12 protein-coding genes, 11 tRNA genes, 2 rRNA genes and 1 riboswitch are annotated in these 12,522 nt (G+C 48.7%); of the genes, 5 read left to right on the plus strand and 20 right to left on the minus strand.

Annotation, left to right across the window (positions count from 1 at the left end):
- Positions 1-72: 72 nt before the first annotated feature.
- Complete coding sequence (locus JUF13_RS13900) at positions 73-333, minus strand: hypothetical protein (protein WP_203640165.1); 261 nt, start codon at positions 331-333, stop codon at positions 73-75.
- A gap of 234 nt (positions 334-567) precedes the next feature.
- A complete protein-coding gene (locus JUF13_RS13905) occupies positions 568-1,215 on the minus strand; it encodes a deoxynucleoside kinase (RefSeq protein WP_125766186.1) in 648 nt (215 codons plus the stop codon).
- A gap of 153 nt (positions 1,216-1,368) precedes the next feature.
- Between JUF13_RS13905 and JUF13_RS13910 the strand changes: the two genes are divergently transcribed.
- Positions 1,369-2,139 carry a Cof-type HAD-IIB family hydrolase gene (locus JUF13_RS13910; protein WP_203640166.1) on the plus strand — a complete coding sequence of 257 codons (771 nt, stop codon included), beginning with the start codon at positions 1,369-1,371 and terminating at the stop codon, positions 2,137-2,139.
- Positions 2,140-2,560: 421 nt separating this feature from the next.
- On the opposite strand, the gene JUF13_RS13915 is transcribed toward JUF13_RS13910, so the two are convergent.
- From JUF13_RS13915 to metK, 3 genes are all read right to left on the minus strand, one after another.
- Positions 2,561-2,884 carry a DUF960 domain-containing protein gene (locus tag JUF13_RS13915; RefSeq protein WP_125766184.1) on the minus strand — a complete coding sequence of 108 codons (324 nt, stop codon included), beginning with the start codon at positions 2,882-2,884 and terminating at the stop codon, positions 2,561-2,563.
- 66 nt (positions 2,885-2,950) lie between these two features.
- A complete protein-coding gene (locus tag JUF13_RS13920; RefSeq protein WP_203640167.1) occupies positions 2,951-4,432 on the minus strand; it encodes an MDR family MFS transporter in 1,482 nt (493 codons plus the stop codon).
- A gap of 218 nt (positions 4,433-4,650) precedes the next feature.
- A complete protein-coding gene (gene metK / locus JUF13_RS13925) occupies positions 4,651-5,838 on the minus strand; it encodes a methionine adenosyltransferase (protein WP_125766182.1) in 1,188 nt (395 codons plus the stop codon).
- Positions 5,836-5,955, minus strand: a riboswitch (SMK box riboswitch). It overlaps the preceding gene by 3 nt.
- A gap of 129 nt (positions 5,956-6,084) precedes the next feature.
- Between metK and JUF13_RS13930 the strand changes: the two genes are divergently transcribed.
- Positions 6,085-6,792 (plus strand): hypothetical protein, encoded by a 708-nt coding sequence (locus JUF13_RS13930; RefSeq protein ID WP_203640168.1) that lies wholly within the window; start codon positions 6,085-6,087, stop codon positions 6,790-6,792.
- A gap of 125 nt (positions 6,793-6,917) precedes the next feature.
- Complete coding sequence (locus JUF13_RS13935) at positions 6,918-7,262, plus strand: hypothetical protein (protein WP_203640169.1); 345 nt, start codon at positions 6,918-6,920, stop codon at positions 7,260-7,262.
- 89 nt (positions 7,263-7,351) lie between these two features.
- On the opposite strand, the gene JUF13_RS13940 is transcribed toward JUF13_RS13935, so the two are convergent.
- Entirely contained in the window at positions 7,352-7,960 is a 609-nt protein-coding gene (locus JUF13_RS13940) for a hypothetical protein (protein ID WP_203640170.1), read from the minus strand.
- 319 nt (positions 7,961-8,279) lie between these two features.
- On the opposite strand from JUF13_RS13940, the gene JUF13_RS13945 reads away from it, so the two are divergent.
- Both JUF13_RS13945 and JUF13_RS13950 read left to right on the plus strand, forming a co-directional pair.
- Positions 8,280-8,603: a heavy metal-binding domain-containing protein gene (locus JUF13_RS13945; protein ID WP_203640171.1), complete on the plus strand. Its 324-nt coding sequence runs from the start codon at positions 8,280-8,282 to the stop codon at positions 8,601-8,603.
- Between the two features lie 390 nt (positions 8,604-8,993).
- Positions 8,994-9,566 (plus strand): matrixin family metalloprotease, encoded by a 573-nt coding sequence (locus JUF13_RS13950; RefSeq protein ID WP_203640172.1) that lies wholly within the window; start codon positions 8,994-8,996, stop codon positions 9,564-9,566.
- A 475-nt stretch (positions 9,567-10,041) separates the two neighbouring features.
- Here JUF13_RS13950 and JUF13_RS13955 read toward each other — a convergent pair whose 3' ends face one another.
- The 14 genes from JUF13_RS13955 to JUF13_RS14020 form a co-directional block, all read right to left on the minus strand.
- Positions 10,042-10,974 (minus strand): C40 family peptidase, encoded by a 933-nt coding sequence (locus JUF13_RS13955; protein ID WP_203640173.1) that lies wholly within the window; start codon positions 10,972-10,974, stop codon positions 10,042-10,044.
- Positions 10,975-11,128: 154 nt separating this feature from the next.
- Positions 11,129-11,213: transfer RNA gene (locus tag JUF13_RS13960), tRNA-Leu, on the minus strand.
- Between the two features lie 31 nt (positions 11,214-11,244).
- Positions 11,245-11,315: transfer RNA gene (locus JUF13_RS13965), tRNA-Cys, on the minus strand.
- A gap of 58 nt (positions 11,316-11,373) precedes the next feature.
- Positions 11,374-11,446: transfer RNA gene (locus tag JUF13_RS13970), tRNA-His, on the minus strand.
- 14 nt (positions 11,447-11,460) lie between these two features.
- A tRNA-Trp gene (locus JUF13_RS13975) sits at positions 11,461-11,531 on the minus strand.
- A 4-nt stretch (positions 11,532-11,535) separates the two neighbouring features.
- Positions 11,536-11,618 (minus strand) — tRNA-Tyr (locus tag JUF13_RS13980).
- A 5-nt stretch (positions 11,619-11,623) separates the two neighbouring features.
- Positions 11,624-11,696: transfer RNA gene (locus tag JUF13_RS13985), tRNA-Phe, on the minus strand.
- Between the two features lie 54 nt (positions 11,697-11,750).
- Positions 11,751-11,824: transfer RNA gene (locus tag JUF13_RS13990), tRNA-Asp, on the minus strand.
- Between the two features lie 25 nt (positions 11,825-11,849).
- Positions 11,850-11,922: transfer RNA gene (locus JUF13_RS13995), tRNA-Val, on the minus strand.
- Positions 11,923-11,927: 5 nt separating this feature from the next.
- Positions 11,928-12,000 (minus strand) — tRNA-Glu (locus tag JUF13_RS14000).
- A 12-nt stretch (positions 12,001-12,012) separates the two neighbouring features.
- Positions 12,013-12,103 (minus strand) — tRNA-Ser (locus JUF13_RS14005).
- A gap of 9 nt (positions 12,104-12,112) precedes the next feature.
- Positions 12,113-12,185: transfer RNA gene (locus tag JUF13_RS14010), tRNA-Asn, on the minus strand.
- A 6-nt stretch (positions 12,186-12,191) separates the two neighbouring features.
- Positions 12,192-12,308 (minus strand): 5S ribosomal RNA (gene rrf, locus JUF13_RS14015).
- Positions 12,309-12,381: 73 nt separating this feature from the next.
- Positions 12,382-12,522 (minus strand): 23S ribosomal RNA (locus tag JUF13_RS14020); the annotation flags it as partial.

Raw genomic sequence — 12,522 nt, forward strand, 5'->3', positions numbered from 1 at the left:
TAAGCAAGATCAAAAGCCGTCAGTTTTTGAAAAACATGAAAACTGACGACTTTTTTGGAAGGTATGAATAATTCAGGGTACTGATAGTTTTTTAATGTTATGCAGTTTCTTAGTGAAACTTCTATTCCATATGTACCCATTTTTCTTGGTATTCGTATAATACAACGGCGCAGCATCGTCTCTTGGCGCTGTCCAAACTTTGTTCTTTTTCAGCCCATATTTCCATGGATATGATTTGAACGTTTTGGCACTAGCATTGGTTACCGCTAAACCACCAACCGCAGCCCCTAGCAGCATTAACAGTACCGCGGTCTTACTTCCCATCTTAAACAAATAATTACCCCCCTAATATAGTTCTTTGATAAACATTATAACGCAACGCAAGTAACATTAAAAATTGCCCTATTAGCTGGCTAGGTAGTCTATTGTTGCGTTTTAGGTTCAGTTACTCACTAGTCATTAGTATTCCAAGACACTGAAAATCCAAGTGTCACCTGATGAAGACAAAACGATTCGAAAAAAACGCAACACCCACTCCTAACGAGTTGGCATTGCGTTCAACAAGCATTAAACCGTGGCGTCGCTTCGAATTTCCTTCAAGGCGTCATCAATTTGACCCAGAACTAATTCCGTGTTGCCCGGAACGTCCAAGTCATATTTTTGTAAGTCAATTTTGATCTTAGGACTAACATCGTAGTCGGCGAACCAGCCTTGATAAGCGGTCCACATCTTCTTGTAGTAAGATTCCAACTCTGGGTTGTCATCGAATTGTTCGTAGTCCCGGCCACGCTTCTTGATCCGGTGTAAAATCGTATCGAAGTCAGCGTCGGCGTAAACCAACAGATCTGGGGCCTTCTTTGGCAATTCGCTCAGTTCATTCATCATGTTATCGAGCAAGTTTAAGTAAACTTCGAGCTCAGTATCCGTGATGTTACCTTCCGCGTTGTTTTCCCGCGTAAACAGGGCATCTTCGTAGATGGAACGGTCCAGGACGTTGTTATCGTCGGCTAGGGCCCGCTTAATCATGCTAAACCGTTTGTTTAAAAAGTAAATTTGCAATAAAAATCCGTATTGCTTTGGATCCCGGTAGTAAAGTGGTAAAACCGGGTTATCACCAACCGGTTCAAAAAATGCTTGAGTTTCCAAGTGCGACGCAATCTTTCCAGTAAGGGTCGTTTTACCGACACCGATCATTCCAGCTGTAATTATCACCATGATAGCCCCTCTTTAATTAAAAATACAAGATATAGTGTAACATAAAAATGGCGACTACTACATTTATGCGGCAAAAAAATTTCCCTCATTTCGCTAACTTTGGCTCTTGCTGTATAATAGAACCGTAGAGAATCAGCATTTAGGAGGCTAAATATGTATCAAGCAATCGTCTTTTTTGACTTGGATAGCACGTTATTTGACGATCACAAGAATGTTTTGCCGGCAAGTATCGCTGCCATTCACGAAATGCAACAACATCATATTTTACCAGTTATTGCGACAGGAAGAAACATTTTTGAGATTCAATATGTGTTGGACGCCACGGGAATTGATTCCGTCGTTGGGGCCAACGGGAGTTACGTCCAATTCGAGGGCAAGCGACTGACGGCTTCAGTCATTGACCAGCCCACGCTAGCAGCCATTACAGAATTTGCTAAGGCCCAGGGTGACCCCCTGGCCTACTACACCAGCCAAGGCTTTCGGTTAAGTCAAGCCAATGCGGACACGGTCGAAAACTTTCAACTGTTGCGACTGAATCCGGTCGTCGACGCCGATTGGTACCAACACCAAGACATTAACTTCATTAACGTCTTTAACCGTGATAAGGATCGGGCGTACCAAGAAAAATTTGCCAACCAGCTCAATCTGGTTCGGAACAACCCCCGCTGCCTAGACACCATGGTCCACGGCGTCAGCAAGCAATCCGGAATCCAACAACTGATCACTGATGCCGGCTTACAGGGCGTTAAAACGTACGCGTTTGGCGACGGCTACAACGACCTGCAAATGTTCGACGAGGTCGACGTCCCCATCTCCATGGGCAACGGTGTCCCCGAAGCAAAAGCCAAGGCGGCCTACGTCACCACCAGCAACACCACGGACGGCATCGTCCACGGCCTACGCCATTTTGGCCTAATTCAATAATGTCATTTAACTCTTCACCAGCACCGTCGGCCAGCCGACACGTGCTGGTGTTTTTTGTGTCGGACAGTTGCCATCTATTTTTGCAAAAAAATAGAATCCGCAGCGAAACGCCACGGATTCAATAAAAATTCGATATACATTTATGACAATTTTAGCCAAGTCACCAACTAACTGGCGAAATCCAACGAATACTGAACGAACATTACGCGGGCTAAACCCGTGTCAGCCACAGGGCTGGTGAAAATGGGCTCAGCCGTGGGAGTTACCTTAGCGGGTTCCCCGCTTAGGTAACTGCTATCTTTGAGACGTGAACTTCGGCTCAAAGTAAGCCCGGAGACCGCCCTATGGCTCCGGGCGTGCGCCCACAGCGCCACGGCCCATTTTCACCAGCCCGGAGGCGCTGTAAGAAACCAGTTTACCCTTAATGTTCGTTAGTTTCGGATGGTAACAGAATGATTTGGCTGTCGCCGTCATCGTAAGCCAGAACCGTTTCCGGCAACTCCGGCGTATAGCCAAACTGCGTGTCAAACCCCGCCCGTAACGTAACATCATCATCATCCGTTTGGACGTACTCAAAGGTCGTGTTGCCCTGATTATTGTGCAGTCTAAACGTTAACAGATTATCTAACGGAAACAACCCCTGGAGGTCGTGATCAATAATCTGCCAGACAGCGTCGATCATATCGCCTGGCAAGGCCGCAACTGTGCCATAACTGGCATACCGCGCGTGATTACTTTCAAACATCTTATCGCCTCCACTTTTTGGTCGTTTAGCATTATTATACCGTAAATTAATTAAAAACGGGACTAATTACCCCTGATGACCGGTGACCTGTTCCGTATCTTTGCGGTCGAAAAAGTTCACGGCAAAGGACACGAGAATCAGAATGGCACCTGCGATAAAGATCACGTGGAGGCCTTGGTACAGGATACCATGCAACGTTGGCAGCAGGTGAGCTGGCAACTCCTTGGCCGTCTGGGGGTTAATTAACTTGTTCATCATCCCCATGGTCGTGCCGGGATGACTCGCCACCCCGCGCGCCATTTCCAGGTTCATGATGATGCCGAAGACGGAAACCATGATGGTCTGGCCCAGCGTCCGAGACAGCGTGTTAAATGAGGTTGCGACCCCCACCTCGTCAACGGCCACCTTACTTTGCACCGTCACGGTCGTGGTGGTAATGGTAATCCCAAAGCCGGTCCCACAGATGGCGGCAATCACGAAGAAACACCAGAACGGCGTGCTAGCTGGAATCAGGGCCATGGTGACCGCCCCAATCAGAACCAGCGTCAACGCAATATTCACGATATTATAGGGGGAACGGTTCAATAAGAGTTTACCCGCAATAAATGACCCCACAATCCACATCAGTGAACTGGGCGTGATGGCAAATCCAGCTTGCGACGCCAACAGGCCTAACAACCCTTGGGTCCAGGTTGGCAGATACACTTCAAAGCCCATGATGAAACCACTTAACAGGGCCGCAATCAGGTTTTGGATCACAAAGGTCCGATTGGCAAACAGCGTCATGGGAATCAGCGGGTCGGCCGTTCGTTTTTCCTGGCGAATAAACAACCAGAAAGCCACGACAGCCACGACAAACCCGGCGACGACCCACAGAACGTTGATCTCACCCTCACCTAACAGCTGGAACGTTAGCATCATCGCTAACAAGCCAACGGACAGCCAGAGTGAGCCAAACCAGTCCATTGAGAAGGCCTTACGCTCAGTCGATTCATTTAAGTAGAACCAAATGAGTCCCATGGTAATGATGCCGATTGGGATGTTAATAAAGAAGATCCAGTGCCAACTCAACTGGTCGACGATGAACCCACCCAACAGGGGTGCCACCACGGCCGCTATACCCCACGCTGAGCCGTTTAAACCCATAACCCGGGCCCGTTGCTCGACGGGATAAATATCGGCTAGAATCGTAAAGGAGACGGGCATAATCGCCCCGGCGCCGATACCTTGTAAGGCGCGCCAGGCAATCAGTGTTTCCATGCTGTGGGACATCCCCGACAGCGTTGAGCCCAGGACAAAGATAAACAGGCCGACCAGGAACACTAATTTCCGGCCAACCGTATCGGCCAATTTACCGTAGATGGGGGTCGCCAGTGCACTGGTCAACAGGAAAATTGAGAAGACCCAGTTCATCAGGGCCACCCCGTGGAGATCACCGACAATGGTGGGCATTGCGGTGGAGACGATGGTCCCCTCGATGGCGGACATGAAGGTTGCCACGAAGACAGCCCCCGTCACAACGGCAACGTTCGTTTGTTTCTTATTCATAATTTCCTCCTAGCGCTGGCCCCACCACCAACGGTTTTACGTAGCCAATTGCTGCTACTGCCCAATTTCTGATTTTTCAGTAATACACCAATTATCGCGGGTTCGTCCTGAAAATACAAGGGGCACGACTCAAAATAACGAAAAAGCTCAGGTACTGGCCATCGGTAAATTGGTGCAAAAAAAGAGCCCAGGAGGTTTATCCCAGACCCTTCAGTGGTTTATTTAACGGCAGCCTTCAGGGCGTCGACCTTGTCAAGGTGTTCCCATGGCAAGTCAATGTCCGTCCGACCAAAGTGACCGTACGCAGCGGTTTGCTTGTAGATTGGCCGCTTCAAGTCAAGCATCTGAATGATACCGGCTGGACGCAGGTCAAACAAGTCACGCACTGCAGCGTTCAGCTTGCTTTCAGCAACGGTCCCGGTGCCAAATGTGTTGATGTAAACGGAAACGGGTTCCGCTACCCCAATGGCGTAGGCAATTTGGACTTCACACTTAGTCGCTAAGTCAGCAGCCACGATGTTCTTGGCGATGTACCGTGCAGCGTAACTAGCTGAACGGTCAACCTTGGTGGCATCCTTCCCGGAGAAGGCCCCACCACCATGATGAGCAGCCCCACCATAGGTATCAACGATGATCTTCCGACCCGTCAACCCGGCATCCCCTTGAGGACCCCCGATAACGAAACGACCGGTTGGGTTGATGAAGTACTTCGTCTTGTCATCCAACAACTCAGCTGGAATCACTGGCTTAATGACTTGATCGATGACGTCTTGGCGAATCTGGTCCAAGGTCACGTCAGGATCATGTTGGGTACTCAGCACAACGGTGTCAACCCGTGATGGGCGATCGTTGTCATCGTATTCAACCGTCACTTCAGCCTTGGCATCTGGCCGCAGGTAGTCAATGACGTTGGTCTTCCGCAGCATGGCAATCCGCCGCATCAACGCATGACTCAGTTCGATTGGTAAAGGCATTAATTCAGGCGTTTCGTTAACGGCATAGCCGAACATTAACCCCTGGTCACCGGCACCAATCTTGTCTAATGGATCTTCGTCACCTTCACGCGTTTCCAAAGAGTCATCGACCCCTTGCGCAATGTCAGGTGATTGTTCATCGATGGCCACGAGGACGGCACAGTTATCGCCGTCAAACCCGTATTGACCGTCCGTGTAGCCGATTTCCTTGATGGTTTGACGAACCACCTTTTGGATATCGACGTAGGCCTTGGTTGAGATTTCACCAAAGACCAGGACGAGGCCAGTCGTAACGGATGTTTCGCAGGCAACCCGTGAATCTGGATCTTGTCGCAGCATCGCATCTAAGATGGCGTCACTGATTTGATCGGCGATTTTGTCGGGATGGCCTTCAGAAACAGATTCCGAAGTAAATAAATGTCTTTCTTGCAATGGATATTCCCCCTAGATAGTGTTGACGGCGAGTTGACCGATAATCTCGACGCCATTCGGTTACAAGGCAGCTTCACAAGGTCCGTGAATCCTATCGGGAATTGACTCATAACTCAAGAATTTTAACACAAATCCGGCCGACTTAAAAGGAAGCCGCCAAAAAATCCGTAAACAATCGTTGACCAACGGCCGATTTATCACTAAGATAAAAGGCAATACTATAACCAGTCGAAACGGAGCGATTCCATGACCACTCTCATGGCCTTCTTCAAAAACCGAACGGTCCAACAGCTGTTCTGCTTCACAATTTGTCAAAATATTCTTTGGTGGTTGGCCGGTGCGACCACTAGTACCGGCACCCCTTTGGGCACGGACGTCAAGCTCTATCTTGCCGGCTACGGGGTCCTGGTCGCTGCGGGTATCTTCCTATTATTGAAACGCCATTTCCAGTCACACATTGGGCCGATTCTGGTGGTGGCCGCGGCAACCCTGGGCATCTTGGCGGCCCCTAACGATCACTTGGTCCAGGCATTTGCCCTCTTGCTGTGTATTTTCCTGGTCCTCGCCTGCATCCCCCAGTTAGGCCTGCAATCGACGTACGGCCTGATTGTCTTCAGTGTGCTAGCCGGCTATGGGGTACCCGTCCTGCTCTTCTTCCTGCGTAATCACTACCTTGCCGTGCAATTTCTCACCCCGTTGATTCCCCTGATGGCCAGTTACCTGACCTTTTTCGAGCCCTATTATTTAACGGGCGAACGGGATTGGCGGTTGACCCTGATCACACCGGTAATTTTTGTGCTCTCACTAGTGGTTCTCGGCTTCACCTGGCGCCTAGTCCCCCTCATCCTCATCGTGGCTGCCCATTGGTGGCTACAGCCCCGTCTGAGCGTGCGTTACCGGCTGGTCTTCTCGGGACTGTGCCAGTTGCTCGCCGGCATTTTGATTCTTCGTTAACTATTTGTTCACTTGACTGTTTAGACACAGAGTTTTAAAGTTTCGCTAAACCCAAGCAAACACACTACCGTTTGACGATTAAACCGTGCTAGAATGAGGCATCATCTAGTAATGGAGGAACCAAAATGACGGAAATCAAAGTGATTGGCGACATCCTGAGTGGCAAATTTCAACCCGCCCTCACCGGTAACCGAATCGTGGATGCAGCTCTGATTGATCACTTTTGTCAAAACTTAGCGGTGGCTTTGGGCCTGCCCCAGACTGCCGTGCACGCAGAACACCATTGGGACCTCACGATTGCGCCGGAACCCATCTACCTGGTTGACGACCACATCTTGGCCGTCACCACGCATCTCCGGGGCCTGAATAATGTGATTGCGGTCGCCCACAAGGACCTCTTACGGGGCCAAATCACGGCGACGCAACAAGCACTAACCAATCGTTTGTCACTACACTCGACCGCCAATTAACCTGTCCAACCACAACACGTGATTGGGCATTTTTTGTTGCCTTTCTACTACTATGTAAGCACCTGGAAGTTTCTCCAGAGCTCTGGTGCTCAGGTAAAGTCGCGAATCCGAAATAACCCCTTGCTAAACCAAACGGTCTCCTCAGTTAAGCGTCGTTGTAAAATCATGAGGCCATCTGTCAGCTCAACCGGCTTGCCCGCAACGTAGAACTGCTCCTTGTCCCAGAAAAGATGCCCATTTTGCAAGCTAAACGTCCGCCGCACCCGGCAATCCAAGCGACCATACGTCAATGTCTCCACGACGGTCCCCTTTTTAAGGTCTTCGCAATCCATCCGCGTCAGTTCGTCGCCAGAATAGGCGTGCTTTCTGTGAGACTCGCGGTCCCAAATTTCTAACTGGTAGGTCGCGTCAACCGCATCTCGGAGGAACCGCCCCTTCGTGCTCAGGAAATCCATGCGGTAGTGGGTTAGGTCGCTGATATCAATATAGAACAGGTGATTCTGTTGATAAAAGGCTAGGGAAACATGCAAGGTTTTTTCGACTTGCCTGGAAATTGCATGGTAAGCGTGCTGTACTTCAAAGAAATGTTCAACCGCGTCACGTTCATCGCCTTCCAACGACCGATATAATTCGGAATTAACGAGGTCACGTGCGTCTTGGTATGCCTGTGACTCATCTTCCGTCCTGAACATTTCCATAACTATTGTTCCTCCTGGTGGTACCTTTAGTTACAGACTTTCCACGCCTATTAATGTAACACGTGCATTCCCAGATTAACAGTCTTTATTATTAATAAGCCGTAATTTCTGCTGAATCCTTCGAAATTTGACTTGTCATTTAATAAAAAAGTGTCTGAACACTAGTCATACCAGTGATCACAGCCGATTCTAGTTATTTCACGTTTACCCGGACCTAGTTGTCAGCCTCCACTAGTCACCATCTAGATCATCCAAGCAATCGACCTTGCCTTTTCGTGCCCCGCTAGGTATAGTGAAAGCAGTCACAGAGGAGGAATTTATGATGGCAGATATTTTAGTAACAACAACGGAACGCATCCCTGGTCAGGAGTACCAGGTCATCGGCGAAGTCTTTGGGTTAACCACGCAGTCCAAGAACGTGATTCGCAACATTGGGGCATCCTTGAAGAACGTAGTCGGTGGTGAAATCAAGGACTACACGAAGATGTTGGATGAAGCACGGAATGTCGCAGTTGATCGGTTAAAGCAAAATGCCGCCAACATGGGGGCAGATGCCGTGGTCATGATGCGGTTTGATTCCGGATCGATTGGCACCGATATGCAATCAGTCGCCGCATACGGCACGGCGGTCAAATATTTGTGATTTCTGACTAGTATAACGGTTATCTTGTACGCAATGTTCGTTACACTTCCATATTTTTGTTGATATCCTGGCTAAAGCCCGGCAGAGCAATCGTTGAAAGCGGTTGATTCTACCGGGCTTTTTTTATGGCCTAAATTCACGAAATTACCGGTCGATTCGTTAGGTCACTTACTGCCACAATCCCTATTGTGTAACCATTCGTCGCCACACAATCGCTTAAATGATACAAGTCCTAGCCACATTAACAATATTGTCCCCTAGAAACTGTCCACCCCACCAGATGTGTCCGTCCAACTCTTTTGCTTCTCGTTTTATACTAACCATAGTCAATAAGATAGTAAGCAATTGAAATGCAAATCATTCGGATTTAAAAGAAAGCAGGTATTCAAAATGTTAAAGAAAATTGTTAAATGGACCGTCTTAGTTATCGCCACTCTGGTTGTCACCTTAGCCACTTGCAGCTCAACCATCTTCGCCGCAGCTACCAGCGAACCAACGCCTTCTTGGGGCAGTTGGGACCAAACCACGATTACATACAAAACGAGCAACACATCTTCTTACTACAAGAGCGTTTGGAAGAACGCCGTTAAGCGTTGGAACAAAGTTGGCGTTGTTCAATTAAAAGCTGCTAAGGGCGACGAAAAGGCCGACATCACCTTGACCTCTTCCCAATCCTTAAGCACTAAAAGCGGCAAGTTAGCCGGTTACACCAACTACTCTTACTTAAACAAAGGTAACGACGATAACAAAATCGTTTCCGCTAAGTCCACTTTGAACCGTAGCTTATTAACCAAGTACGGTTACACCAAGAACCAACGGACGAACGTTGCCACCCACGAAATTGGCCATGCACTTGGCTTAAGCCACTCTGCAAGCAAAGACAGCGTGATGTACGCCTCCGATCGTTACGCCTCCATCGACCACCAAGACAAGGTCGGTTTACAAGACGCCTACAACGATTAATCATTCGCAACTATCTTAACATTGACGAATACCTGCAAAACCCTAGCCGCCGGTCCAGCTAGGGTTTTTCTTTTGCTTAAAATTAAGGCACTAGGCGCCCGTCTAAGCGCCCTAATCCCCCAGCTTAATCCGTAGACGAAAAGCGAGCCAAGATTGCCAACACGCAATCCTAGCCCGCTTATTTTGTTTATCTGCTTCAAACTCACCAATAGTTTAATTTCCGTGCTAATTTGGCACGGTCAACATCACCCGGATAAGTCCTATTCGCAGGCCAATCCCATAGGGTGTGACCACAAACATTACGTCATCCGGATAAGGCATTTAACCTCACACCCCTATTGGTCACGTGGGTTCGAAACCCACCTCCGGTATAAGAACTGTCTATCTGTATGTAATCCTGGACTGACGCCTATTCACCGTCTGCTTTCAAACAAAAACCACATCCAATGGACACGGACGTGGTTCCCTTAGCTACTTACTTCATATGAATTGCAAACTGCGGATGCCGGTTCGCAATCTTCGAAACGTGCACGGACTTGCCAGCCTCTTCAATCAGCTTACCCTTGCCAATGGCCATAGCAACGTGATACGTATATTTCTGCCCAGCAATCTGCCAGAACAACAGATCACCCTTCTTAGCATGACGAACCGCGACGTGCTTACCTAACTTCTGCTGCACGCCAGTCATGCCACCAATATCACGGTGCTCAACGTCCAAGTAGACCTGATCAACGAATGAAGCACAGTCTAGGCCACCAAAGGCATCGCGACCAGCATACCGGTAAGGTACCCCGAGATAACGCTTAGCATCCGCAATCAAGCGACTAGTCCGATTTCCCTTGGTGGGAACAGCCCGTTTAAATGTCCGGTTAGCCTTAGAACTGGTTGTCTTACCGTTCAGATTTACCTGACCAGAGTTCAAATGAACCGTCAGCGTCTGTTTCTGATAGGTAAAGAGCAAATTACCCTTCTTGGAGTAATGCAGCTTCACTGGCCGCTTACCGGCATAGATTGTCGTCCCATGTCCCCGACCAAATTCGTGGTAGGCAACCAAGTAGTTGCCATAAACAGTCTGATCATTGTACGCATAAAGTTTTCCGTTGCGTAAGGTCCGGACATTGATCCAGTGACTCGCATAATGCGTAAAATGCTGCCCTTGTGGCTTGGCATAGAACATCAAGCTCGCATTACGAATCCTACCCTTAGCTGTTTGCGTCACGTAAACGGACTTGTAGCGACTAATCTTGCGGTCATAGGTCTTGGTCGCATCTAATCGCTCATGCATTGAGAAGTACCCTTCCCGGGCGAACATAGAGTTGTAACTCGCCTGAGCACCCACCTGAGCCAATTGCCAGCCAACGAAACACCCTACAAGGACCAAGGCCGCTTGCCACCATCTTTTTTGCACAACTAACATCCCTAACATCTGAATTTTGACTTCAGGTTTAAGGATATTGCCAATCAAAAGTGGGAACAAACAGAGAATGCCTTGTAAAACACCTTAAAAACTGCACAAAAAAAGCCACCGCCTAATGCGATGACTCCTGAGATGAAGCTTCTTATACCGGAGGTGGGGTTCGAACCCACACGACCTCAACGGTCACTGGATTTTGAGTCCAGCGCGTCTGCCAGTTCCGCCACTCCGGCAAAAAAATGCTGATTGGATACACCCAGTCAAAGGTGGTAATCGGATTTGAACCGACGATGAAGGTTTTGCAGACCTCTGCCTTACCACTTGGCTATACCACCATAATCGCCTATCCAATCTGATTGGACCAGCTGAATAAATCAAGATGCCCCAATCTAGGGCGGTATGTGGGAATCGAACCCACGCGTGCCGGAACCACAATCCGGTGTGTTAACCACTTCACCAATACCGCCATTACATTACAAACAGGGATAGTAGGAGTTGAACCCACATCGACGGTTTTGGAGACCGTTGTTCTACCATTGAACTATATCCCTATGATGGTGGGGAGTGGATTCGAACCACCGAACCCGAAGGAGCGGATTTACAGTCCGCCGCGTTTAGCCAGACTTCGCTACCCCACCATGAATGGCGCGGGACGGAATCGAACCGCCGACACATGGAGCTTCAATCCATTGCTCTACCAACTGAGCTACCGAGCCATACCATCATGTAATATATGTTTGTTGTGTATTAAATTGTTAATAACATAACAACGGTCCGTACGAGACTCGAACTCGTGATCTCCTCCGTGACAGGGAGGCGTCCTAACCAACTGGACCAACGGACCATAATTAAAGTGTTATGTTATCTAATGGAGGATACAGGGCTCGAACCTGTGACCCTCTGCTTGTAAGGCAGACGCTCTCCCAACTGAGCTAATCCTCCAAAAATGACCCGTACGGGATTCGAACCCATGTTACCGCCGTGAAAGGGCGGTGTCTTAAACCACTTGACCAACGGGTCATACTATTTAAACGGAGAGTGAGGGATTCGAACCCTCGAAACAGGTTAGTACCCGTTTACAGCATTTCCAATGCTGCTCCTTCAGCCACTCGGACAACTCTCCATTATAAAGCTCCGGCAGGCGGGCTCGAACCGTCGACAACCTGATTAACAGTCAGGTGCTCTACCAACTGAGCTATGCCGGAATAATCGCGTAGCAACGTCCTATCCTCGCAGGGGGCGATCCCCCAACTACTATCGGCGTGCTGAAGCTTAACTTCCGTGTTCGGCATGGGAACGGGTGTATCCTTCAGGCTATCGCCACTACACTATGAAAGAACTTCTTCTCTCAAAACTAGATATCATCAAATTATTTTCTATGAGAACACCACGTTTTTCAACTTGGTTAAGTCCTCGACCGATTAGTATTGGTCCGCTTCACGTCTCACAACGCTGCCACTTCCAACCTATCTACCTGATCATCTCTCAGGGGTCTTACTTCCATATAGGAATGGGAAATCTCATCTTGAGGCGAGTTTCACA

Source organism: Levilactobacillus wangkuiensis, assembly GCF_016861605.1.
Lineage (GTDB): Bacteria > Bacillota > Bacilli > Lactobacillales > Lactobacillaceae > Levilactobacillus > Levilactobacillus wangkuiensis.

What these genes read in the sequence shown, in the direction of transcription:
- JUF13_RS13905 (WP_125766186.1), bottom strand. Translation starts at nt 1,215, where the DNA reads ATGGTGATAATTACAGCTGGAATGATCGGTGTCGGTAAAACGACCCTT.
- JUF13_RS13910 (WP_203640166.1), top strand. Translation starts at nt 1,369, where the DNA reads ATGTATCAAGCAATCGTCTTTTTTGACTTGGATAGCACGTTATTTGAC.
- JUF13_RS13915 (WP_125766184.1), bottom strand. Translation starts at nt 2,884, where the DNA reads ATGTTTGAAAGTAATCACGCGCGGTATGCCAGTTATGGCACAGTTGCG.
- JUF13_RS13920 (WP_203640167.1), bottom strand. Translation starts at nt 4,432, where the DNA reads ATGAATAAGAAACAAACGAACGTTGCCGTTGTGACGGGGGCTGTCTTC.
- JUF13_RS13930 (WP_203640168.1), top strand. Translation starts at nt 6,085, where the DNA reads ATGACCACTCTCATGGCCTTCTTCAAAAACCGAACGGTCCAACAGCTG.
- JUF13_RS13935 (WP_203640169.1), top strand. Translation starts at nt 6,918, where the DNA reads ATGACGGAAATCAAAGTGATTGGCGACATCCTGAGTGGCAAATTTCAA.
- JUF13_RS13940 (WP_203640170.1), bottom strand. Translation starts at nt 7,960, where the DNA reads ATGGAAATGTTCAGGACGGAAGATGAGTCACAGGCATACCAAGACGCA.
- JUF13_RS13945 (WP_203640171.1), top strand. Translation starts at nt 8,280, where the DNA reads ATGATGGCAGATATTTTAGTAACAACAACGGAACGCATCCCTGGTCAG.
- JUF13_RS13950 (WP_203640172.1), top strand. Translation starts at nt 8,994, where the DNA reads ATGTTAAAGAAAATTGTTAAATGGACCGTCTTAGTTATCGCCACTCTG.